This window comes from Cupriavidus sp. GW821-FHT07C08, from assembly GCF_059419025.1.
In genome coordinates this window covers 133294-153768 of the sequence record NZ_JBWKQZ010000020.1, presented here as the reverse complement: position 1 = coordinate 153768, position 20475 = coordinate 133294, and the positions used below count along the sequence as shown (strand labels likewise).

Genomic DNA, 20475 nt, shown 5'->3' with positions numbered 1-20475 from the left:
AGTGAAACCGGCCTCGGCGAAACAGGAAGTCAGCTTTGTTCCTGCTTGAGCAGGAATGAGCAAGTCTGACGGAACGGCTTACTTTGCCTTGTAGCTTGGGAAGAACAGCTGCTCGCCTTCCACCTTGTACCCGGCAATCGCGTCCTGTCCTTCCTTTGACGTGATCCACTCCACCAGCTTCATCGCATCCGCATGGTTGATGCCCGCATGCCTGGCGGGATTGACCGCGATGATCCCATACGGGTTGAACATCTTCTGATCGCCTTCGATGGCGATGGCCAGGCCGGTCTTGGCGCGATAGGCGCCGTAGGTGGCCCGGTCCGACAGCGTATAGGCCGGCATCTGCGCGGCCATGGTCAGCACCTCGCCCATGCCCAGGCCGGCGTTGACGTACCACGGCTGGCCCTTGGGCTCGATGCCGAGCTGCTTCCAGTAGTCCTTCTCCATCACGTCGGTGCCGGAGTTGTCGCCGCGCGAGATGAACTTGCTGCCGCTGCCGGCAAGCTTGCGAAACCCCGCCAGCACGTCCTTGCCGCCTTTGACACCTGCCGGGTCGGTGGCCGGGCCGACCACGATGAAGTCGTTGTACATCACGTCGCGGCGGTTCACGCCGTAGCCGGCCGCGACAAAGGCGTCTTCCATCTTGCGCGCGTGCACCAGCAGCACGTCGACGTCGCCCATCTCGCCCATCTTCATGGCCTTGCCCGAGCCGACCGCGATCACCTTCACGGTGACGCCCGCCTTTTGCTCGAAGCGCGGCAGCAGGTACTTCAGCAGGCCAGAGTTCTCGGTGCTGGTGGTGGTAGCCAGCTTCAGTTCGCCGCCATGGGCCGCCGACAGCAGGCCCACGCAGGCAATCGCGACGAGATGGCGCACAGGGCGGCGCAGGCGTTGGGAAAGGCGAGGCGACATGCAGTGGGCTCCTTTGTATTATGTTCTGTCGGACATAATTGCTTTTGCCTTGGGATCTCATGGAGAATGCGGCAAAAGAACATAAGAATGGGGTATTCATTGTGGTCCAGCCGAGATCGACAAGTAAATATGCTGCGGAGGACATATGACCTTCCGCTTTGACCTGTTTCCGGTGATTGCGCCAGACGACAATCCGCGCGCGAATGGCAAGGTGTTCCAGCTGCTCAAGGCCGTGCGCGAAACCGGGTCGCTGCATCGCGCCGCGCGCGAGATCGGCGTGTCGTACCGCCATGCCTGGGGCGTGATGCGGACCTGGGAGGAAATGCTCGGGCGCAGCATGCTCGATATGGAGCGCGGCCGCGGCGCCTCGCTGACGCGCTTTGGCGAACGCCTGCTGCGCGCCGAACTGCGCCTGCGCGAATCGATCGAGCCGGTGGTGCAGAAGGCCATGGCGGATTTCATTGCCGAGCTGGACGATGCCCAGCAGCCGCAGTCGCAGGTGCATTTCACCGGCAGCCATGACCCCGCGGTGGAGGTGCTGGCCGCCGCGCTGGGCGTGGCAAGAGCCCCGCTGCAGCTCGATACGGTGTTCTGCGGCAGCGTGGAGGGGCTGATCTGCCTGCAGGAGCGGCAGTCGGAACTGGCCGGCTTCTATGTCTCGCCGGTGCAGACCGCGGGCTCGGTCGCGCATGTGACGCTGCGCAAGTGGCTGCGGCCGGCCGCGGTGCGGCTGCTGCGGCTGGCCTGGCGCGAGCAGGGACTGATCCTGGCGCCGGAGGTGGCGCGCGAGGTGCATGACCTGCGCGACCTGGCGCGCACCCAGGCGCGCTTCGTCAACCGGCAGCGCAGTTCGGGCACGCGCATGCTGTTCGACCAGCTGCTGGCCGCGCAGGGCCTGTACCCGGACCAGATCGCCGGCTACGACGAAACCGAGTTCAGCAACGAGAAGGTGGCCGAGGCCGTGCACGGCGGCCGCGCGCAGGTGGGCTTCGGGCTGCGCATGAATGCCGAAGCCCACGGGCTGGCCTTCGTGCCGCTGACGCGCGAGGCCTACTACCTGGCGCTGCGCAAGAACGACCAGACCGCCGGCTGGATGGCAGCACTGCTGGGCCTGCTGGCCGACCCGGCCTTTGCCCGGCGCATCGAGGCGCTGCCCGGCTACACCATGGCCGAGCCGGCCGGCATCCTGACGCCGCAGGAGGCGTTGCCGTGGTTCGGCCCGGGCGGCAAGGAAGACAGCTGAGGCCGAGCCGGGCGGCATGACGCCGACGGGCGCGCGGCTGCGCGGCCCGGTCCGTATTACACTGGCTGCCAGGCGCGCCGTGGTTTGTATCGGCTTGCGCCGGACCCTTGCAAGGAGCGCCATGCTGGAAACCGCCGCGCTGGCCGCGGGCATGTCCTGGGCCAGCGGATTTCGCCTCTACCTTGCGGTGCTGGCCGCCGGCGTGCTGGCGCGCCTGGGCTGGCTGGACCTGCCGCCCGGGCTGCAGCCGCTGGAATCCTGGTGGGTCATCGGCGTGGCAGCCGTGCTGGCCGTGGCCGAATTCGTCGCCGACAAGGTGCCAGCGTTCGATACCTTCTGGGACGGCATCCATACCTTCATCCGCATCCCCGCCGGCGCGATCCTGGCCGCCGCCGCCTTCGGCCAGCTGGATCCGCAGTGGATCGTGGCGGCAGGGCTGATCGGCGGCACGCTGGCCGGCACCGCGCATGCGGTCAAGGCCGGCACGCGCGCGCTGATCAATGTCTCGCCGGAACCGTTCTCCAATTGGACGGCCTCATTCACGGAAGACGTGACCGCGACCGGCAGCCTGCTGCTGGCGTTTTTCCTGCCAGTGGTGTTCCTGGTGCTGCTGGTGGTCTTCCTGCTGGCGTCGGCGTGGCTGCTGCCGAAATTGTGGCGCGGCGTGCGCCGGCTGCATGCAAGCCTGCGCGGCAGGACTGAGCGGCCTGGCACACCCCGCTAGCTTCGCGGCCATTCCCGCTATTTCTTCGACTGACCCGAGGCGCGCCGCCGCCAGAAACCAAGAACCAAACCAACCGATGCCTCCCGAGTCTGCGATAGAAGCCCCGGCCACGGCCGCCAACCCCGCCGGCACGCGCCCCGCGCATGGCGGCCGCTTCTCCGCCTGGCGCCAGGCGTTGCGCATGGCGCGGCGCGACTGGCTGGCCGGCGAGCTCTACCTGCTGCTGTTTGCGCTGGTGCTGGCCGTCGCCGCGCTGACCAGCGTGGGCTTCATGGCCGACCGCATGCGGCTGGGCCTAGAGCGCGACGCGCGCCAGATGATCGCGTCCGACGTGCTGCTGGTGGCTGACCAGCCTTTCGATGCCGCCTTTGCGCAGCGTGCGCAAGCGGCCGGGCTGGCTGTGGCGCAGACCGTCACCTTCCCGAGCATGGCTACCGCCAATGGCAAGGCGCCGGCCGGCGGTGACGCCCCCAGCCAGCTGGCCGCGCTCAAGGCCGTGACCGACGGCTACCCGCTGCGGGGCAAGCTCAGGGTGGCCAGTGCGGCGGGGGCGCCGGATGCGCCCGCCGAAGGCATTCCCGCGCCGGGCACTGTGTGGGTCGACGAGGCGCTGCTGGGCGCCCTGGGCGTTGCCGTGGGCGACACCCTGCAACTGGGCAGCCGCAGCTTCCGCATCGACCGCATCATCACGCAGGAGCTTGATCGCGGCACCGGTTTCATGAACTTCGCGCCGCGCGTGCTGATGCCGCTGTCAGACCTGGACAGCACCGGGCTGATCGGCTGGGGCAGCCGCGTGACCTACCGGCTGCTGGTGGCCGGCCCCGACGCCGCCGGCGCTGCTTTCCAGAAATGGGCGCAGGACGAGATCGGACGCCGCAAGCTGCGCAATACCCGGGTCGAGTCGCTGGAATCGGGCCAGCCGCAGATGCGCGCCACGCTGGACCGCGCCGAGCGCTTCCTGTCGCTGGTGGCGGTGCTGTCGTCGATGATCGCGGCGGTGGCCATCGCCATGTCGGCGCGCCGCTATATGCAGCGCCACACCGATGCCTGCGCGGTCTACAAGTGCCTGGGGCTGTCGCGCGGGCAGATCCTGCGCGCCTTCGGCCTGGAGTTCCTGCTGGTGGGGGCGGCGGGCGCGCTCGCCGGGGTGCTGCTCGGGTACCTGGCGCACTATGGCCTGCTGCTGTCGCTGGGCGGGCTGCTGCGGGTGTCGCTGCCGCAGCCGTCACTGCTGCCGGCACTGGTGGGCGTGCTGGCCGGGCTGGTGCTGCTGGCCGGGTTTGCGCTGCCGCCGCTGCTGGCGCTGACACGGGTGGCGCCGCTGCGGGTGCTGCGCCGCGATATCGGGCTGCCGCCGGTGTCGGCCTGGGTGGCCTATGCGCTGGGCCTGGGCGCCTTTGTCGCGCTGCTGCTGGTGGCGGCGCGCGACCTGCGGCTGGGGCTGACCACCGCGGGCGGCTTTGTCGCCGCGGGCGTGGTCTTCGCGGTGCTGGCGCTGGGACTGCTGACGCTGCTGTCGCGGCTGCTGCGGGGGCGCCTGCGCGGGCGCGCGGCGATGGGCTGGCGCTTTGCGCTGGCGGTGCTGGAACGCCGCCGGGCGGTCACGGTGCTGCAGACCGTGGCGCTGGCGGTGGGGCTGATGGCGCTGCTGCTGCTCGGCATGACCCGCAACGACCTGGTCGATTCCTGGCGCCAGGCCACGCCGGCTGACGCGCCCAACCGCTTCATCATCAATATCCAGCCGGACCAGCGCGAGCCGCTGCGCCAGATGCTGGCCGGCGCCGGCATCAACGACCTGCTCTACCCGATGGTGCGCGGGCGCCTGACCCATATCGGCGAGCGCGCCATCCGTGGCGACAGCTTCGAGGACGGGCGCGCGCGCAACCTGGTCGAGCGCGAGTTCAACCTGTCCTATACCGATGCGCTGCCCGAGGGCAACCGCGTGATTGCCGGGCGCTGGTCCAACGGCTCGGACGCGGGTGCCTCGGTGGAAGAGGGCATCGCCAAGACGCTGGGCATCCGGCTTGGCGACACGCTGCGCTTTGACGTGGCCGGCCAGGCGGTGCAGGCCCGCGTGACCTCGCTGCGCAAGCTCGACTGGGGTTCGATGCGCGTCAATTTCTTCGTGATCCTGCCGCCGCAGGCGATGCAGGGGCTGCCGGAGACCTACATCACGTCGTTCCACCTGCCGCCCGCCAGCGCGGCGCTGGGCAACCGGCTGATCGCGGCCTTCCCCAACATCACCGTGGTCAATACCGACCTGATCCTGCGCCAGATCCAGGACATCCTGGACCAGGTGATCGCGGCGGTGGAGTTCCTCTTCGTGTTCACGCTGGCCGCCGGCGTGACCGTGCTGTACGCGGCGCTGTCCGGCGCGCGTGACGAGCGAATGCGCGACGCGGGCCTGCTCAAGGCGCTGGGCGCCTCGGCCGCGCTGGTGCGCCAGACCCAGTACGCCGAGTTCCTGGTGGTGGGCGGCCTGGCCGGATTCCTGGCCAGCCTGGGCGCGATCGCGGTGGGCTGGGGCCTGTCGCAGTTCGTCTTCGATTTCCCGTACCGCTTCAATGCCTGGATCGTGCCGGTGGGCGTGGTTTCTGGCATGCTGTGCGCTTTTGCCGGCGGCTGGCTGGGCCTGCGCGAAGTGCTGCGCCAGCCCGCGCTGGCGACCTTGCGTGATGCCTGAGTGGCTGCGCTGTTTGAGTGTGTGATGAGTACTGAATCCAACGACAAGCCCGGCACGGCCGAGGTGACTGCATTTGAGCTGGTGGGCGGCGAAGCGCGCGTGCGCGAGCTGGTCGACCGCTTCTACGACCTGATGGACCTGGAGACCCAGTTCGCCGGGCTGCGCGCGCTGCACCCGCCCTCGCTGGAGGGCTCGCGCGACAAGCTGTTCTGGTTCCTGTGCGGCTGGCTGGGTGGCCCCAACCACTTTATCGAGCGCTTCGGCCATCCGCGCCTGCGCGCGCGCCATATGCCGTTCGAGATCGGCGTGAGCGAGCGCGACCAGTGGATGCGCTGCATGGCGCTGGCGATGCAGGACATCGGCCTGTCCGAAGACCTGCAGCTGCGCCTGATGCAGGCCTTCTTCCAGACCGCCGACTGGATGCGCAACGTGGCGCGCTGAGGCGCCGCCGCTTCCTACTTTCCACCGAAAGGTTTCCCGGCCCATGACAGACCAACTGCCTGAAGACGCCCTGCGTTTGCTCGATTTCTGGTTCGACCAGCCCGGTTCGGCCGCCTGGAATACCGAGCGCCCGCAATGGTTTACCAAGTCGGACGCCTTCGATGCGCAGATTCGCACGAACTTCCTGTCCGACTGGCAGGTCGCCTGCGACGGGGCACCGGACGACTGGTCGGTCACGCCCGAGGGCGCCTGCGCGCGCGTGGTGCTGCTGGACCAGTTCCCGCGCAACATGTTCCGCAACGATCCGCGCAGCTTCGGCAGCGATGCGCTGGCGCTCGCGCTGGCAAAGCGCATCGTCGCCACCGGCCTGGACCGCAAGCTGCCCACGGACTACCACCGCATGTTCTGCTACATGCCGTTCGAGCATTCGGAGGCGCTGGAGGACCAGGACGAGGCGGTGCGCCTGATGACGCAGCTGCGCGAGGCCAGCGGCGGGGTGGTGGATGTGGTGGAGTGGGCCGGGAAGCACCGCGCGATCATCGCGCGCTTCGGCCGCTTCCCGCACCGCAATGCGGTGCTGGGCAGGCAGAGCACTGAGCAGGAACTGGCGTTCCTGCGGCAGCCGGGCTCGTCGTTCTGAACCAAGCCGGAAGCAGGGGCACGCTCAGGTCTTGTCGCGCGCCTCTTGCCACTTGTCGACGCGAACGCGCGGCGCGGCCGCCAGCTGGCCCAGCAGGCCGGCGGGCGTGTCTGCCACATGCAGCAGGTCGGCATGCACCTGCTTCATGAAGCCTTCCTGCACCGCATGCGCAAGGAAACCCAGCAGGCCGTCGTAGAAACCAGCGACATTCAGCAGGCCCACCGGCTTGTCGTGGTAGCCCAGCTGCAGCCAGGTGAAGGTCTCGAACAGCTCTTCGAAGGTGCCTACGCCGCCCGGCATGGCGATAAAGGCATCGGCACGGTCGGCCATCATCTGCTTGCGCTCGTGCATGTTGCGCACCACGTGCAGCTCGGTCAGGCCGCGGTGGCCGACTTCCTTCTGCATCAGCGCGTCGGGGATGATGCCGATGGCGCTGCCGCCGTGTTCCATCACGGCGTCGGCGACGATGCCCATCAGGCCCACCTTGCCGCCGCCGTACACCAGCGCCAGGCCGCTTTCGGCCAGGGTGCGGCCGAGCAGGCGCGCGCCTTCGGCGTATTCAGGACGGTTGCCGGGGCTGGACCCGCAATACACGCAGACCGATTTCACTTTGCTTCCTTTGCCGCGTCGGCTGCGGCCTTGGCTGCCGCGTAGTCGCGCGCCAGCTGGTCGAATGCATCCCGGGCCCGGCCGCGCAGGTAGGGCGCCAGGATCGAGAAGATGTGGTAGCTCGATCCGTGCAGGTAGCCGCGGATCTGCTCGGGGTCGTTGTACTGGCGCGGATGCTGCACGAACTGGAACGACAGCCAGTAGGTGGCGATCACCACCATGTTGGTGCAAATGGCCTCGACCTGATCGGGCGTGGCTTCCATCTCGCCGTCTTCGATGAACTGCCGGCAGATCTCGTGCGCAAAGCGCTTCTTCTGCTCGACGATGCGCTTGAAGTTGGTTTCCAGCATCCGGTTGCGCGCCAGCAGGTCGTTGATGTCGCGGTACAGGAAGCGGTAGTTCCACAGGAACTCGGACATGTATTGCAGGTAGCCCCAGCTTTCGTCCAGCGTGGCCTTGTGGTCGTCCGGCATCTTCAGGCGCCGCTCCATCTCCTGCTCGAAGCGCACGAAGATGGAGTTGATGATGTCGTCCTTGTTGCGGAAGTGGTAGTAGAGATTGCCGGGGCTGATCTCCATGGCTTCCGCAATCGTCGTGGTGGTGACGTTGGGTTCGCCGACTTCGTTGAACAGGCGCAGCGAGACGTCGAGGATGCGGTCCCTGGTGCGGCGGGGGCCGGTTTGCGGTTTCGGTTCCATGGGCGTCCGGGCGATCGGTGCGATCGGTAAGTCGGGGGGCAGGGTAGCGATTATAAGCAATCGGCCCGGCCACCCCGTCCGGCATCCCCGGCGAGTGACGGATCAGCCCGCCAGCGTCCGCACCCAGTGCACCACGTGCGGCCCGGCGATGGCGGCCCAGGTGCCGCCGCACAGCACCAGCGCCAGCATCACCGCGGCGCTGCCGAAATCCTTGGCGCGCTTGGACAGGCTGTGCCGCTCCAGCGAAATGCGGTCGATCGCCGCCTCGACGCTGGAGTTGAGCAACTCCACGATCAGCACCACCAGCAGCGTGGCCAGCAGCAGGATGCGCTCGACCACCCCCACCGGCAGCAGGAACGCCCACGGCGCCAGGATTGCCCCCAGCGTCAGCTCCTGGCGGAATGCGCTTTCCTCGAGCACCGCATAGCGCAGGCCCGACAGCGAATTGATGGCCGCATGCCAGGCGCGCGTCAGGCCGCGATTGCCCTTGTGGGGATTCTGCTCGATCGAATATTCAGCGCTCTGCGCTGCCTGCGGCGGCCTCTGCAGAGCCGGGTCGGATGGCAGTTCCGGATGGGGTTTGGACATGGTTTTGCGGGGCGGATTGGGCCGCTGCGCTGTCCCGGCCTGGCTTGCCGGCAGCGAACGGCCGGAGATGGGCCAGGAACTGCTCGGAGGCGGCGCGCCAGGAGAACCGCTCGGCGTGGGCACGGGCCGTGGCCCGGTCGATGCGCAGCGCTTCCAGGCAGGCTTCGCGCAAGTCTTCGTGCATCACGCCGGCGGGGCTGTCGCCCAGCACATCGATCGGGCCGGTGACCGGATAGGCGGCCACGGGCAGCCCGCTGGCCAGCGCTTCCAGCAGCACCAGCCCGAAGGTGTCGGTGCGGCTCGGGAACACGAACACATCAGCCGAAGCATACACCCGGGCCAGTTCGGGCTGGCTCAGCACGCCCAGGTAGTTGGCGCCCGGATAGCGCGCGCGCAGCCCCGACAGCGCGGGGCCGTCGCCGACCACCCACTTGGAGCCGGGCAGGTCCAGCGCCAGGAAGGCCTCGACGTTCTTTTCCACCGCCACGCGGCCCACGTAGAGGAAAATCGGGTGGGCGGTGTTGAGCACATTGGGACGCTGCAGCGTGAACACGTCCAGGTCCACGCCGCGCGTCCACAGCACGGCGTTGGTGATGCCATAGTGCCGCAGGTCGTCCAGCACCACCGGGGTGGGCGCCATCACCGCCCGCGCCGGGCCGTGGAACCAGCGCAGGAAGCGGTACGTCCATGCCAGCGGGATGCCGAAGCGTGCCTGCACGTATTCCGGAAAGCGCGTGTGGTAGGCCGTGGTGAAGGGCAGCCGGCGGCGGATCGCGTGGCGCCGCGCGGCCAGGCCCAGCGGCCCTTCGGTGGCGATATGCAGGGCGTCCGGAGCGAAGGCCTCGATGCGGCGCTGCACGCGCGCCGCCGGGAACAGCGACAGGCGGATCTCCGGGTAGGTCGGGCACGGCACGGTGCGGAATTCCAGCGGCGTGATCATGTCGACCGTGTGGCCCATGGCCTCCAGTTCGCGGCGCGTGGACTTGAGCGTGCGCACCACGCCGTTGACCTGCGGTTCCCAGGCATCGGTGACGATCAGGATCTTCATGCAGCCTCCTCGGGCGCGGTGGAAGGGCAATGCGGATGGGGCAAAGGGTGGCAGTCCGGGATCAGCCCGCCATGGCGGCGCGGCGACGGCGGCGCGTGGCTGGGGCCGGCGCGTCCAGCAGCGTGGTCCAGTAGACGATCTTCAGCTCGCCTTCGATGGTCTCGACCAGCGCCGACAGGCTTTCGACCCAGTCGCCGTCGTTGCAGTAGAGCTGGCCGTTGACCTCGCGGATCTCGGCCTTGTGGATATGGCCGCAGACCACGCCATCGCAGCCGCGGCGGCGCGCTTCATCGACCATCGCGCTCTCGAAGGCGCCGATGTAGTTGACCGCGTTCTTGACCTGGTGCTTGAGGAACTGCGACAGCGACCAGTACGGGAAGCCCAGGCGCGCGCGCAGCCGGTTGAAGTGGCGGTTCAGCGCCAGGATCACCGTGTACAGCGAATCGCCCAGGTAGGCCAGCCAGCGCGCGTGCTGCACCACGCCGTCGAACAGGTCGCCGTGCACCACCCACAGCCGGCGCCCGGTGGCGGTGACGTGCACCGCCTCTTCGCGCACCGTGATGTCGCCGAAGGCCATGCCGTCGAACTGGCGCGCGGCCTCGTCGTGGTTGCCGGGCACGTAGATCACTTCAGTGCCCTTGCGCGCCTTGCGCAGCAGCTTCTGCACCACGTCGTTGTGGCTTTGCGGCCAGTACCAGCCGCGGCGCAGTTGCCAGCCGTCGATGATGTCGCCGACCAGGTAGAGCTGGTCGGACTCGTTGTGCTTGAGGAAATCCAGCAGGTAGTTGGCCTGGCATCCGGGCGTGCCCAGGTGGATGTCCGACAGCCAGATGGCGCGGTAGCGCTGGATCGGGTGCGGCTCGGGCGGGTAGGTCTGCTGCTGTTCGCGCTGGGGCGCCAGCGCGGCGGCATCCAGGGCCGGCGCCATGAAGGCGGTCAGCGGCGCGGCGCTGTCGCTCTCAGGGCTGCGGCGCAGCCATTGCGTCAGTTGCGCGGTCTTCGACAGATACCCGCGGGCAGATCGGATTGCTTGCACCATGGCAGTCCCGGTTGCGGCGATGGCTGCATTCAGCCAGCCCGCGATGACGGTGCCGTGACGGAGAAATGACTGACATATGAATCGTGGCGGAAGTGGAACAGCCCGGGCTGGCGCCGGTGTCAGTGCCCGCGAGCGGACAGCTCCGCAAGGGCGTCGAGTACCGCACGCACGGCGGCGGGATGGCGCAGCAGCGTGACGTGGCCGATGCCGGCCAGCGGGATATGCCCGGCGCCATCGAGCCAGCCGGTGCAGGGCGGCCCGGCGATCGAGTCATGCCAGCTGAAGATCGAGATCATGCGCGCGCGGCGGCGCGGGGTTTCCGCGGCGGCCAGCGCGCGCAGCCAGGGGCTGCCGCAACGCATCTGGCGCGCATTGGGGCCGCCGCCAAAGCGCGCCAGCGCGCTGCCGTGGTGGGGGCTGCCCAGCGTCACCACGCCGGCGCAGACGTCTTCGTCGCCCGCCAGCTGCAGCGCGGCGCGCGCGGCCAGCCCACCCATGCTGTGGCAGACCAGCAGCGGCGGGCGTCCGGCCTCGGCTGTGATGCGCCGCATGGCGGCCAGCAGCGTGCGTGCGTAGTCGTCGATGTCGCCGAACACCGGCTTGAGCTCGATCCCCTCGCAGCGGTAGCCGGCGGCGGCCAGTGCCGGCTGCATGTCGAGCCAGATGGCCTGCCCGCAGGCGTAGCCGTGCACCAGCAGCACCGGCGGGGCGTCGCGGCCGGGCAGGGCGTCAAGCGGTGCGGCAAAGGGAGCGTGCGCGCGGAATGGCTGCAGCCAGTCGAACATGCGCAGCACGGCCACGCACTCGGCCGTAAAGCAGCGCAACGCCTCAGGCAGGCGCAGCGGCCGGCGCGTGGCGGCGAGTTCAACGGGTGGTGCGGGCGGGTGATTGCCGCGCCCGACCCACAGGCCGCGCCCGCTCAGGGCGAAAGCGAAGGCAATGCCGCTGGCGAAGCTGCCGAGGATGGTCGCCACGCCGGCGGCGAGCGCGCCGGGCCATGGCCAGCCGCCCAGCCGCACCAGCCCGGCGGCGATGCCCAGCGCGGCGGCTGCCTGCAAGGTCACCGCAAGGCGGCGGATGCCGGCAGCCGACAGGCTCATGGCTTGGGCGGGCGCAGGTCGGTCAGCCGCGTGCCGGCCAGGCGGTCGTGCAGGAACTGGCGGCGCGGATCCAGCCACGCCAGCAGGATCCAGACCAGCAGGCCGGCGCACAGCACCCCTACGAACGGCCCCTTGACCAGCCCCAGCAGATGGCCGACCGCCGCCGATGGCGGCAGCCACAGCCATGCCAGCACGTAGCGCAGCGCCGCCTGCGGCCAGCGCGGCGGCACGCCGGCGGCGTTCTCGACGCGCATGCGCCAGGTCTGCATGGCCAGGGTCTGGCCGTTGCGTTGCCAGAACCAGGTGAAATACAGGCCCATCACCAGGAAGCTCCACACCTGGATCACGAGCGGCCCGTCCACGCCAAGCTTCTGCAGCAGCGGCCGCACCAGCAGGTAGGCCGCGGTCGAGGCGCTCAGCACGCCGAACAGCAGCACGCCTTCATAGAGCATGCAGGCGATGCGGCGGCGCAAGGGCGGGGCGGCGGGGCGGGCGGCTGCGGCGGGCTTGGGATCGAGGGTGGCAGCGGGCATGGAAGGCGAAGAAAGCTGGGCTGGCGCACGGGGGCATGGTGGTGCCGGCGCGGGTCAGTCGGGGCCGGCCTTGCTTCGGTGGCCGGCGTGAGACGGCCATTATGCCAAATGACTTGGGGATTACTGGCGCGAGGTGGGGTCAGAAGCCGCGGCCGCGGCTTCGGTGGCGACCTCGGCCGCGGAGGCCGGCACGCCGAGCGCTGCAGGCGCCGAGGCGGCCGGCGCCGGGGCGGCGGTCACGGCAGCGGGCGTGGAGGCAGGTTGCGCCTGGGCTTCGCTGGCGGGCTTGCCGGCAGTGTGGCCACTGCGGCCCGCTGCGGCGCTGGCCATTTTCGGCTCGCGGTGGAGCTGGCGGCTGGTGTCGCTGGGCAGGCGCTTGCCGCTGGGCAGCGCACTGACAGCGCCGGGTCGGCGCGGCACGTGGTCGGTGGCGGCCAGCTTCTTTTTCTGCTCTTCAGGCAGCTGCTGGTACTTGTCCCAGGCCTCGGCCTTTTTCTCGGCCGGCAGCGAGCGGGTGATCTGGTAGTTCTCGCGCGCCAGCCGGCGTTGCTGCGGGGTCATCTTGACCCATTCCGCCATGCGCGCCTGCAGCCGGGCCTGCTCGGCCGGGGAGAACTTCGGGTAGCGCTCGGCGATGCGCAGCCATTTGTGGCGGTTCAGCTCCGGCAGGGTGTCCCACAGCGGCTGCAGTGGGGCCAGGATGCGCTGGTTGACCGGGCTCAGGTCGGCCCAGGCCGGCCGGGCATTGGTTGCCTGCGCGGCGGCAGGCGCTGTCACCGCGGAAGCCCCCTGCGCATGCGCCGCGGGCGGCAGCAGGCCCCAGCAGGCGGCCGCGCCGGCGCTGGCCAGCAGCGCTGCCAGCCGGCGGCGCAAGGCGTCGGGGTGGAACTTTGCGCGCGCCATGCTATTGCCCGCGCTTCAGGAATACGTGGAAGCCCTCGTCGGCGTAGGCCGTGGGCGGCAGGTCGTCGAGCAGCATGGCGGCGTCGATATCGGCCAGTTCCTCGATGCGCTTCTGCTCCTGCCAGTGATAGATGCCCATCAGGCCGGCGGCCAGCGCCACCAGCGTCCAGATCAGGCTAAGGCGGCGCAGCCAGGCGCCGGCACGGTGCAGCGGCGAGCTGTCTTCATCAAACAGCGGGGCGTGCATGCCAGGCATGGCCAGCTGCGGGACCAGCACGGGCGCCTCGGCCTTCTTGCGGGCGACCGCCATCCGGCGCGCAGCGGCGAGCCGTTCGGTGATGTCGGCCGGCAGGTCGTCGGTGCCGGCATCAAGTGCCGCCCGAATCTCATGGGCAAACCGGCGTTCGTGGATTTCTTTGTCGTTTCTGCTCATAGTCGGACCCCCCGTGCGCGCAGGGCCTGCGCAAGGGTATGCGTGGCACGGGAACAGTGCGTCTTGACGCTGCCTTCGGAGCAGCCCATTACGGCGGCGGTTTCGGCGACGTCCATATCTTCCCAGTAACGCATCAGGAACGCCTCGCGTTGACGCGTCGGCAGGCGCTGGATTTCCTGCTCGATGATGTGCATGACCTGGGCGCGCTCGACCTTGTCGGCGCTGCTTTCGGCCGATTCAGAGCCGGCCTGTGCCTCCAGCGTCTCCAGCAGGTCATTGTCGTCGCCGTCGCGGTCGGTGCGCAGGCTGGAGAACAGCGAGACCCAGGTGTTGCGCACCTTCTGGCGGCGGAACCAGTCGTGGATGGTGTTCTGCAGGATGCGCTGGAACAGTGGCGCCAGCTCGGCGGCGCCTTTGTCGCCGTACTTCTCGGCCAGCTTGATCATGGCGTCCTGGACAATATCCAGCGCGGCCTCGTCGTCGCGGACCGCAAATACGGCCTGCTTGAAGGCGCGGCGCTCGACGCTGGTAAGAAAATCGGACAGTTCCTGGTCGGTGGCCATTCAGGCGGTTGCGGCTCGTTGCTGCGGGACAAATGCCCGGTTCTGGTGAATGTGCTGCGTACGGCCCGTGGCGCATTCAAGGTGCTGCGATGCTAGCAAAAAAACGATCCCCTGTACCACTTTGTATTGCTACAAATACATTGAGGCGCACAAAAGACCCGCCGCAACTCCGGAAAATCCCTTACGCGCAGGCCAAAAACAACCGTAGACCGCGCTGGTGCATTGCAGTATCATCGCCGGTTCACACGACATCAGTGGTTGTCTCATCCGGCCGCTTATGAGGCGGTCTTCCATGCAGACGCGCAACGCTTGAACCCGTGCCACAAGCCCGGCAGAGAGCATCCAAACAATTTTTTGCCGAAAATTGCAAAGGACTGAAATGAACATGCCCAGCGCGGAATTCTCCCACGCAGACAGCAATTCATCTGCCGCACCCGAAATGATCGGGGCGGAGATTCTCGTTCACGCACTTGCCGAAGAAGGCGTCGAGTACGTCTGGGGCTACCCCGGCGGCGCAGTGCTGTATATCTACGACGAGCTCCACAAGCAAACCAAGTTCGAGCACATCCTGGTGCGCCACGAGCAGGCCGCGGTCCATGCCGCAGACGGCTATGCACGGGCAACCGGCAAGGTGGGCGTGGCGCTGGTGACCTCCGGTCCCGGCGTGACCAATGCCGTCACCGGCATTGCCACCGCGTACCTTGACTCGATCCCGATGGTGGTGATCACTGGCAACGTGCCGACCCACGCCATCGGCCAGGACGCCTTCCAGGAGTGCGACACCGTCGGTATTACCCGCCCGATCGTCAAGCACAACTTCCTGGTGAAGGACGTGCGCGACCTCGCTGCGACCATCAAGAAGGCGTTCTTCATTGCCTCGACCGGCCGTCCGGGCCCGGTGGTGGTGGACATCCCCAAGGATGTCTCGCGCAATGCCTGCAAGTACGAGTACCCCAAGTCGATCGACATGCGCTCGTACAACCCGGTGAACAAGGGTCACTCGGGCCAGATCCGCAAGGCCGTGGCGCTGCTGCAGGGCGCCGAGCGTCCGTACATCTACAGCGGCGGCGGCGTGGTGCTGGCCAATGCCAGCGATGAGCTGCGCCAGCTGGCGGCGCTGACCGGCCACCCGGTGACCAACACGCTGATGGGCCTGGGCGCGTTCCCCGGCACCAGCAAGCAGTTCGTCGGCATGCTTGGCATGCACGGCACGTATGAAGCCAACATGGCCATGCAGAACTGCGACGTGCTGATCGCCATCGGTGCCCGTTTCGACGACCGCGTGATCGGCAACCCGGCGCACTTCACCTCGCAGGCGCGCAAGATCATCCATATCGATATCGACCCGTCGTCGATTTCCAAGCGCGTCAAGGTCGACATCCCCATCGTCGGCAACGTCAAGGACGTGCTGCAGGAACTGATCGCCCAGATCAAGGCCAGCGACGTCAAGCCCAAGCGCGAGGCGCTTGCCAAATGGTGGGAGCAGATCGAGCAATGGCGCTCGGTGGACTGCCTGAAGTACGACCGCAGCTCCGAGATCATCAAGCCGCAGTACGTTGTGGAAAAGATCTGGGAACTGACCAAGGGCGATGCCTTCATCTGCTCCGATGTCGGCCAGCACCAGATGTGGGCCGCGCAGTTCTACAAGTTCGACGAGCCGCGCCGCTGGATCAACTCCGGCGGCCTGGGCACGATGGGCGTGGGCCTGCCGTATGCAATGGGCATCAAGAAGGCGTTCCCGGAGAAGGAAGTCGTCACCATCACCGGTGAAGGCTCGATCCAGATGTGCATCCAGGAACTGTCGACCTGCCTGCAGTACGACACCCCGGTGAAGATCTGCTCGCTGAACAATGGCTACCTGGGCATGGTGCGCCAGTGGCAGGAGATCGAGTACGACAACCGCTACTCGCACTCCTACATGGATGCGCTGCCCGATTTCGTCAAGCTGGCCGAGGCCTACGGGCACATCGGCATGCGCGTCGAGAAGACGGCCGACGTCGAGCCGGCGCTGCGCGAGGCGTTCCGCCTGAAGGACCGTACCGTGTTCCTGGACTTCCAGACCGATCCCACCGAAAACGTCTGGCCGATGGTCCAGGCGGGCAAGGGCATTTCGGAAATGCTGCTCGGCGCGGAGGACCTGTAATGCGACACATCATTTCGGTCCTGCTGGAAAACGAACCGGGCGCGCTGTCGCGCGTGGTGGGCCTGTTCTCGGCCCGCGGCTATAACATCGAGACGCTGACCGTGGCACCCACCGAGGATGCCTCGCTGTCGCGCATGACCATTGTCACCTCCGGCTCGGATGACGTGATCGAACAGATCACCAAGCACCTGAACCGCCTGGTGGAAGTGGTCAAGGTGGTCGACCTGACCGAAGGCGCGCACATCGAACGCGAGCTGATGCTCGTCAAGGTGCGCGCGGTGGGCAAGGAGCGCGAGGAAATGAAGCGCACCGCCGACATCTTCCGCGGCCGCATCATCGATGTCACCGAGAAGACCTACACCATCGAGCTGACCGGCAACGGCGTCAAGCTCGATGCGTTCCTGGACGCTATCGACCGCACCGCCATCCTGGAGACCGTCCGTACCGGCGGCTCGGGCATCGGCCGCGGCGAGCGCATCCTGAAGGTCTGACCGGGCCCCGGTTCACCCACGCGGCTTCACGCAGTATCCCCGGGGCGGCGCGATCCGGGCGCACACGATGCGTCCGAGGATGCCGCCCCCTCATACAAAAGACAGAGATTGAAGGAATCATCATGAAAGTGTTTTACGACAAGGACGCCGACCTCTCCCTGATCAAGGGCAAGAACGTCACCATCATCGGCTATGGCTCGCAGGGCCATGCCCACGCGCTGAACCTGAAGGATTCGGGCGTCAATGTGACGGTCGGCCTGCGCAAGAGTGGCGCGTCGTGGAACAAGGCCGTCAACGCCGGCCTGCAAGTGAAGGAAGTGGCCGAGGCCGTCAAGGGTGCCGACGTGGTCATGATCCTGCTGCCGGACGAGCAGATCGCCGACGTGTACAACAACGAAGTGCACGCCAACATCAAGGAAGGCGCAGCGCTGGCCTTCGCCCACGGCTTCAACGTGCACTACGGTGCCGTGATCCCGCGCGCCGACCTGGACGTGATCATGATCGCGCCGAAGGCCCCGGGCCACACCGTGCGCGCCACGTACGCACAAGGCGGCGGCGTGCCGCACCTGATCGCCGTGCACCAGAACAAGTCCGGCGCTGCCCGTGACATCGCGCTGTCGTACGCCACCGCCAACGGCGGCGGCCGTGCCGGCATCATCGAGACCAACTTCCGCGAAGAAACCGAAACCGACCTGTTCGGCGAACAGGCCGTGCTGTGCGGCGGTACCGTCGAGCTGATCAAGGCTGGCTTCGAAACCCTGGTGGAAGCCGGCTACGCGCCGGAAATGGCCTACTTCGAGTGCCTGCACGAACTGAAGCTGATCGTCGACCTGATCTACGAAGGCGGCATCGCCAACATGAACTACTCGATCTCCAACAACGCGGAATATGGTGAGTACGTCACCGGCCCGCGCGTGGTGACCGAAGAGACCAAGAAGGCGATGAAGCAGTGCCTGACCGACATCCAGACCGGCGAGTATGCCAAGAGCTTCCTGCTGGAGAACAAGGCCGGCGCCCCGACGCTGATCTCGCGCCGCCGCCTGACGGCCGAGCACCAGATCGAGGAAGTGGGTGCCAAGCTGCGCGCGATGATGCCTTGGATCGCCAAGAACAAGATGGTCGACCAGTCGAAGAACTAAGCTGCATCGCTGTCTGATGGCCCGCGCCGCACGGCGGCGGGCCGAAGCCGTTCAGCGTTCCGTGCCAGGCCCTTCTATCATCAGAGGCGAGGCGCGGGACCTGAACGGCTTTTTGTTATGCTTGTCAGACTTTGGGCAAGGCGTGCATTATCCTGCTCCGCGCCCACGGGGCGCCGCCCGATGGTGGCTATCGCCGCCGCCGCGCCGCCTTGCCATGGTCTTGTATCCACCGACACCTGTACTGCATGAACTATCCTCATCCGCTGATCGCCCGTGAAGGCTGGCCGTTCCTGGCCGGCGCCTTTGTCATCTCGCTGCTGGTGCACGCCAGCGCGGGCTTCTGGTGGGCGTTGCCGTTGTGGATCATCACGGTATTCGTGCTCCAGTTCTTCCGCGATCCGCCGCGCCTGATCCCGTCGCAGCCCAACGCGGTGCTGGCCCCCGCGGACGGCCGCATCGTCGTGGTCGAAAAAACCCAGGATCCGTTCGCCGGCCGCGAGGCGCTGAAGATCAGCGTCTTCATGAACGTCTTCAACGTGCACTCGAACCGTGTCTCGGTCGACGGCGCGGTCGAGAAGGTCGAATATTTCCCCGGCAAGTTCGTCAACGCCGACCTGGACAAGGCCTCGGTCGAGAACGAGCGCAACGCCGTGCTGATCCGGCGTGCTGCGGACGGCCAGCTGGTCACGCTGGTGCAGGTGGCCGGCCTGGTGGCCCGCCGCATCCTGTGCTACACCAAGGTGGGCGACAACCTCTCGCGCGGCCAGCGCTACGGCTTTATCCGCTTCGGCTCGCGCGTGGACGTCTACCTGCCGCTCGATGCGCGCCCGCGCGTGACCATCGGCGAGAAGGTATCGGCCTCGTCGACCATCCTCGCCGAACTCGACGTGAAGTGAGCGACAGCCTGACCGGAGGACTGTGATGGTTGCCTTCCATCGACGTAACAAGCGCAGCAGCAACGGCAACGTGACCCACCTGCGGCCGTTCCGCCATAACCAGCTGCGCGGCGCCGACGACGACTTCGACGACGAAGCCGCCGACGACCACGATATCGTCTACCAGCGTCCGCGCCGGCGCGGCATCTACCTGCTGCCCAACGCATTCACCACCGCGGCGCTGTTCGCGGGTTTCTTCGCCATCGTCCAGGCCATGAACATGCGCTTCGACGCGGCGGCCATCGCCATCTTCGCGGCGATGGTGCTGGACGGCATGGACGGGCGCGTGGCGCGCATCACCAATACGCAGAGTGCGTTTGGCGAGCAGTATGACTCGCTGTCGGACATGACCTCTTTCGGGGTTGCGCCGGCGCTGGTGATGTACGAGTGGATCCTGCATGACCTGGGCAAGTGGGGCTGGATAGCAGCCTTTGTCTACTGCACCTGCGCGGCGCTGCGCCTGGCGCGCTTCAACGCCAATATTGGCGTTGTCGACAAACGCTTCTTCCAGGGCCTGCCCAGCCCGGCCGCCGCTGCGCTGGTCGCAGGCTTCGTCTGGCTGGTGATCGACAACAAGCTGCCGGTCAAGGAGCTGTGGATGCCGTGGGTGGCGTTCGGCATTACGCTGTACGCCGGCCTGTCGATGGTGTCCAACGCGCCGTTCTACAGCGGCAAGGCGCTGGACGTGCGCTACCGCGTGCCGTTCGGCATGATGGTGCTGGTCCTGGTGCTGTTCGTGGTGGTGTCCACCGATCCGCCGGTGGCGCTGTTCGGCCTGTTCGTGGCCTATGCGATCTCGGGCTATGTGCTATGGGCCTGGCGGGCGATGCACGGCAAGCCGGCCATCGAGAAGAAGCAGCGCGAGAACGGCGGCAAGGCTTCGTAGACGTTTCAGGCAGAAGGGCGCTCAGGCGCCCTTCATGCTTTTTGCGGATTCACAATTGTTTTCATGCCGCGGCCATCAAGCCGTGGCACTCTGCAGTGTTTTCCACTCACCGTCAGGAGGATGTCATGGGCATGTTCGACTTCATCAAGGAAGCGGGAGAAAAGCTGTTCGGCACGGGCGAGGCGAAGGCCGCGCAAGAGGCCGCCGCCGCGGATGCGTCGGCGGAGAAGGTCGATGCCGCCAATCGCGCCGCGGGCGATGCGATCGAGGGCTACATCAGGAAGATGGGCCTGGATGCCACCGGGCTGATGGTGCAGGTGGACGGCTCGCAGGGGCTGGTCACCGTGTTCGGCGTGGCGCCGGACCAGGCCACGCGCGAGAAGATCATCCTGTGCGCCGGCAACGTCGAGGGCGTGGACAAGGTCGAGGACAAGATGTCCGTCAACGTCGAGTCCGCGGAATCGAGCTGGCATACCGTGGTCAAGGGCGACACGCTGTGGGCGATCTCCCAGGCTGCCTACGGCAACGGCGCCGAGTACAACAAGATCTTCGAGGCCAACAAGCCGATGCTGAGCCACCCGGACAAGATCTACCCGGGCCAGAAGCTGCGCATTCCGCCCAAGGGCTGATCCGCCGCTGGCGCGTCCGGGCAAAATGGGCTAAACCCTGTATTGCATGGGCGCGCCAACTCGGCTATAGTCGGTGCCATGATTTCGCGCCAAGT

The 20475-nt window shown here is 67.3% G+C and carries 22 protein-coding genes; 11 read left to right on the top strand and 11 right to left on the bottom strand.

From position 1 onward, the window contains the following. Positions 1 to 78: 78 nt before the first annotated feature. Entirely contained in the window at positions 79 to 912 is an 834-nt protein-coding gene (locus tag AC07UK_RS23995; protein WP_436221120.1) for an ABC transporter substrate-binding protein, read from the bottom strand. 145 nt (positions 913 to 1057) lie between these two features. Here AC07UK_RS23995 and AC07UK_RS23990 point away from each other — a divergent pair, with 145 nt between their 5' ends. The 5 genes from AC07UK_RS23990 to AC07UK_RS23970 all read left to right on the top strand — a co-directional run bounded on the left by AC07UK_RS23990 (position 1058) and on the right by AC07UK_RS23970 (position 6643). Continuing rightward, positions 1058 to 2155 carry a substrate-binding domain-containing protein gene (locus AC07UK_RS23990; RefSeq protein WP_494686340.1) on the top strand — a complete coding sequence of 366 codons (1098 nt, stop codon included), beginning with the start codon at positions 1058 to 1060 and terminating at the stop codon, positions 2153 to 2155. A 121-nt stretch (positions 2156 to 2276) separates the two neighbouring features. Further along, positions 2277 to 2879, top strand: coding sequence for a DUF4126 domain-containing protein (locus AC07UK_RS23985; RefSeq protein ID WP_436221122.1), 603 nt, complete (start codon positions 2277 to 2279; stop codon positions 2877 to 2879). Positions 2880 to 2955: 76 nt separating this feature from the next. Beyond that, the gene (locus AC07UK_RS23980) at positions 2956 to 5562 is read left to right on the top strand and encodes an ABC transporter permease (RefSeq protein WP_436221123.1); all 2607 of its coding nucleotides are present in this window, start codon (positions 2956 to 2958) and stop codon (positions 5560 to 5562) included. A gap of 24 nt (positions 5563 to 5586) precedes the next feature. Then, the gene (locus AC07UK_RS23975) at positions 5587 to 6003 is read left to right on the top strand and encodes a group II truncated hemoglobin (RefSeq protein WP_010809157.1); all 417 of its coding nucleotides are present in this window, start codon (positions 5587 to 5589) and stop codon (positions 6001 to 6003) included. A gap of 43 nt (positions 6004 to 6046) precedes the next feature. Next, the gene (locus AC07UK_RS23970) at positions 6047 to 6643 is read left to right on the top strand and encodes a DUF924 family protein (protein WP_436221124.1); all 597 of its coding nucleotides are present in this window, start codon (positions 6047 to 6049) and stop codon (positions 6641 to 6643) included. Between the two features lie 24 nt (positions 6644 to 6667). Here AC07UK_RS23970 and AC07UK_RS23965 read toward each other — a convergent pair whose 3' ends face one another. The 10 genes from AC07UK_RS23965 to AC07UK_RS23920 form a co-directional block, all read right to left on the bottom strand. Further along, entirely contained in the window at positions 6668 to 7252 is a 585-nt protein-coding gene (locus AC07UK_RS23965; RefSeq protein ID WP_211980867.1) for an LOG family protein, read from the bottom strand. Further along, on the bottom strand, positions 7249 to 7950 hold the full coding sequence (locus tag AC07UK_RS23960; protein WP_013955993.1) for a TetR/AcrR family transcriptional regulator: 702 nt from the start codon (positions 7948 to 7950) through the stop codon (positions 7249 to 7251). Before AC07UK_RS23960 ends, AC07UK_RS23965 begins: the two co-directional genes overlap by 4 nt. Before the next feature lie 102 nt (positions 7951 to 8052). Next, the gene (locus tag AC07UK_RS23955; RefSeq protein ID WP_436221126.1) at positions 8053 to 8538 is read right to left on the bottom strand and encodes a diacylglycerol kinase; all 486 of its coding nucleotides are present in this window, start codon (positions 8536 to 8538) and stop codon (positions 8053 to 8055) included. Beyond that, positions 8465 to 9586 carry a glycosyltransferase family 4 protein gene (locus AC07UK_RS23950; RefSeq protein WP_436221127.1) on the bottom strand — a complete coding sequence of 374 codons (1122 nt, stop codon included), beginning with the start codon at positions 9584 to 9586 and terminating at the stop codon, positions 8465 to 8467. The genes AC07UK_RS23955 and AC07UK_RS23950 overlap by 74 nt, the downstream gene beginning before the upstream one ends. Before the next feature lie 61 nt (positions 9587 to 9647). Next, complete coding sequence (locus AC07UK_RS23945) at positions 9648 to 10625, bottom strand: UDP-2,3-diacylglucosamine diphosphatase (protein ID WP_436221128.1); 978 nt, start codon at positions 10623 to 10625, stop codon at positions 9648 to 9650. 119 nt (positions 10626 to 10744) lie between these two features. Continuing rightward, on the bottom strand, positions 10745 to 11725 hold the full coding sequence (locus tag AC07UK_RS23940) for an esterase/lipase family protein (protein WP_436221129.1): 981 nt from the start codon (positions 11723 to 11725) through the stop codon (positions 10745 to 10747). After that, positions 11722 to 12258 carry an RDD family protein gene (locus tag AC07UK_RS23935; RefSeq protein WP_436221130.1) on the bottom strand — a complete coding sequence of 179 codons (537 nt, stop codon included), beginning with the start codon at positions 12256 to 12258 and terminating at the stop codon, positions 11722 to 11724. Before AC07UK_RS23935 ends, AC07UK_RS23940 begins: the two co-directional genes overlap by 4 nt. Positions 12259 to 12378: 120 nt before the next feature. Continuing rightward, positions 12379 to 13161: a DUF3106 domain-containing protein gene (locus tag AC07UK_RS23930; RefSeq protein ID WP_436221131.1), complete on the bottom strand. Its 783-nt coding sequence runs from the start codon at positions 13159 to 13161 to the stop codon at positions 12379 to 12381. Position 13162: 1 nt separating this feature from the next. Next, positions 13163 to 13594, bottom strand: a complete 432-nt coding sequence (locus tag AC07UK_RS23925) for a DUF3619 family protein (RefSeq protein WP_436221132.1) — start codon at positions 13592 to 13594, stop codon at positions 13163 to 13165. Then, positions 13591 to 14157 carry an RNA polymerase sigma factor gene (locus AC07UK_RS23920; RefSeq protein ID WP_013956001.1) on the bottom strand — a complete coding sequence of 189 codons (567 nt, stop codon included), beginning with the start codon at positions 14155 to 14157 and terminating at the stop codon, positions 13591 to 13593. The genes AC07UK_RS23925 and AC07UK_RS23920 overlap by 4 nt, the downstream gene beginning before the upstream one ends. 379 nt (positions 14158 to 14536) lie before the next feature. Here AC07UK_RS23920 and AC07UK_RS23915 point away from each other — a divergent pair, with 379 nt between their 5' ends. From AC07UK_RS23915 to lysM, 6 genes are all read left to right on the top strand, one after another. Continuing rightward, a complete protein-coding gene (locus AC07UK_RS23915) occupies positions 14537 to 16300 on the top strand; it encodes an acetolactate synthase 3 catalytic subunit (RefSeq protein WP_436221133.1) in 1764 nt (587 codons plus the stop codon). Continuing rightward, positions 16300 to 16791: an acetolactate synthase small subunit gene (gene ilvN / locus AC07UK_RS23910; protein ID WP_010809144.1), complete on the top strand. Its 492-nt coding sequence runs from the start codon at positions 16300 to 16302 to the stop codon at positions 16789 to 16791. The genes AC07UK_RS23915 and ilvN overlap by 1 nt, the downstream gene beginning before the upstream one ends. Before the next feature lie 122 nt (positions 16792 to 16913). Next, complete coding sequence (gene ilvC, locus AC07UK_RS23905; RefSeq protein ID WP_013956003.1) at positions 16914 to 17930, top strand: ketol-acid reductoisomerase; 1017 nt, start codon at positions 16914 to 16916, stop codon at positions 17928 to 17930. 245 nt (positions 17931 to 18175) lie between these two features. Then, a complete protein-coding gene (locus tag AC07UK_RS23900) occupies positions 18176 to 18826 on the top strand; it encodes a phosphatidylserine decarboxylase (RefSeq protein ID WP_494686339.1) in 651 nt (216 codons plus the stop codon). A 25-nt stretch (positions 18827 to 18851) separates the two neighbouring features. Next, entirely contained in the window at positions 18852 to 19751 is a 900-nt protein-coding gene (gene pssA, locus AC07UK_RS23895; RefSeq protein WP_018313189.1) for a CDP-diacylglycerol--serine O-phosphatidyltransferase, read from the top strand. Positions 19752 to 19876: 125 nt separating this feature from the next. Next, positions 19877 to 20380 carry a peptidoglycan-binding protein LysM gene (gene lysM / locus AC07UK_RS23890; protein WP_010809140.1) on the top strand — a complete coding sequence of 168 codons (504 nt, stop codon included), beginning with the start codon at positions 19877 to 19879 and terminating at the stop codon, positions 20378 to 20380. The last annotated feature ends 95 nt before the right edge of the window (positions 20381 to 20475 follow it).

What these genes read in the sequence shown, in the direction of transcription:
- AC07UK_RS23995 (WP_436221120.1), bottom strand. Translation starts at nt 912, where the DNA reads ATGTCGCCTCGCCTTTCCCAACGCCTGCGCCGCCCTGTGCGCCATCTC.
- AC07UK_RS23990 (WP_494686340.1), top strand. Translation starts at nt 1,058, where the DNA reads ATGACCTTCCGCTTTGACCTGTTTCCGGTGATTGCGCCAGACGACAAT.
- AC07UK_RS23985 (WP_436221122.1), top strand. Translation starts at nt 2,277, where the DNA reads ATGCTGGAAACCGCCGCGCTGGCCGCGGGCATGTCCTGGGCCAGCGGA.
- AC07UK_RS23980 (WP_436221123.1), top strand. Translation starts at nt 2,956, where the DNA reads ATGCCTCCCGAGTCTGCGATAGAAGCCCCGGCCACGGCCGCCAACCCC.
- AC07UK_RS23975 (WP_010809157.1), top strand. Translation starts at nt 5,587, where the DNA reads ATGAGTACTGAATCCAACGACAAGCCCGGCACGGCCGAGGTGACTGCA.
- AC07UK_RS23970 (WP_436221124.1), top strand. Translation starts at nt 6,047, where the DNA reads ATGACAGACCAACTGCCTGAAGACGCCCTGCGTTTGCTCGATTTCTGG.
- AC07UK_RS23960 (WP_013955993.1), bottom strand. Translation starts at nt 7,950, where the DNA reads ATGGAACCGAAACCGCAAACCGGCCCCCGCCGCACCAGGGACCGCATC.
- AC07UK_RS23955 (WP_436221126.1), bottom strand. Translation starts at nt 8,538, where the DNA reads ATGTCCAAACCCCATCCGGAACTGCCATCCGACCCGGCTCTGCAGAGG.
- AC07UK_RS23950 (WP_436221127.1), bottom strand. Translation starts at nt 9,586, where the DNA reads ATGAAGATCCTGATCGTCACCGATGCCTGGGAACCGCAGGTCAACGGC.
- AC07UK_RS23945 (WP_436221128.1), bottom strand. Translation starts at nt 10,625, where the DNA reads ATGGTGCAAGCAATCCGATCTGCCCGCGGGTATCTGTCGAAGACCGCG.
- AC07UK_RS23940 (WP_436221129.1), bottom strand. Translation starts at nt 11,725, where the DNA reads ATGAGCCTGTCGGCTGCCGGCATCCGCCGCCTTGCGGTGACCTTGCAG.
- AC07UK_RS23935 (WP_436221130.1), bottom strand. Translation starts at nt 12,258, where the DNA reads ATGCCCGCTGCCACCCTCGATCCCAAGCCCGCCGCAGCCGCCCGCCCC.
- AC07UK_RS23930 (WP_436221131.1), bottom strand. Translation starts at nt 13,161, where the DNA reads ATGGCGCGCGCAAAGTTCCACCCCGACGCCTTGCGCCGCCGGCTGGCA.
- AC07UK_RS23925 (WP_436221132.1), bottom strand. Translation starts at nt 13,594, where the DNA reads ATGAGCAGAAACGACAAAGAAATCCACGAACGCCGGTTTGCCCATGAG.
- AC07UK_RS23920 (WP_013956001.1), bottom strand. Translation starts at nt 14,157, where the DNA reads ATGGCCACCGACCAGGAACTGTCCGATTTTCTTACCAGCGTCGAGCGC.
- AC07UK_RS23915 (WP_436221133.1), top strand. Translation starts at nt 14,537, where the DNA reads ATGAACATGCCCAGCGCGGAATTCTCCCACGCAGACAGCAATTCATCT.
- ilvN (WP_010809144.1), top strand. Translation starts at nt 16,300, where the DNA reads ATGCGACACATCATTTCGGTCCTGCTGGAAAACGAACCGGGCGCGCTG.
- ilvC (WP_013956003.1), top strand. Translation starts at nt 16,914, where the DNA reads ATGAAAGTGTTTTACGACAAGGACGCCGACCTCTCCCTGATCAAGGGC.
- AC07UK_RS23900 (WP_494686339.1), top strand. Translation starts at nt 18,176, where the DNA reads ATGAACTATCCTCATCCGCTGATCGCCCGTGAAGGCTGGCCGTTCCTG.
- pssA (WP_018313189.1), top strand. Translation starts at nt 18,852, where the DNA reads ATGGTTGCCTTCCATCGACGTAACAAGCGCAGCAGCAACGGCAACGTG.
- lysM (WP_010809140.1), top strand. Translation starts at nt 19,877, where the DNA reads ATGGGCATGTTCGACTTCATCAAGGAAGCGGGAGAAAAGCTGTTCGGC.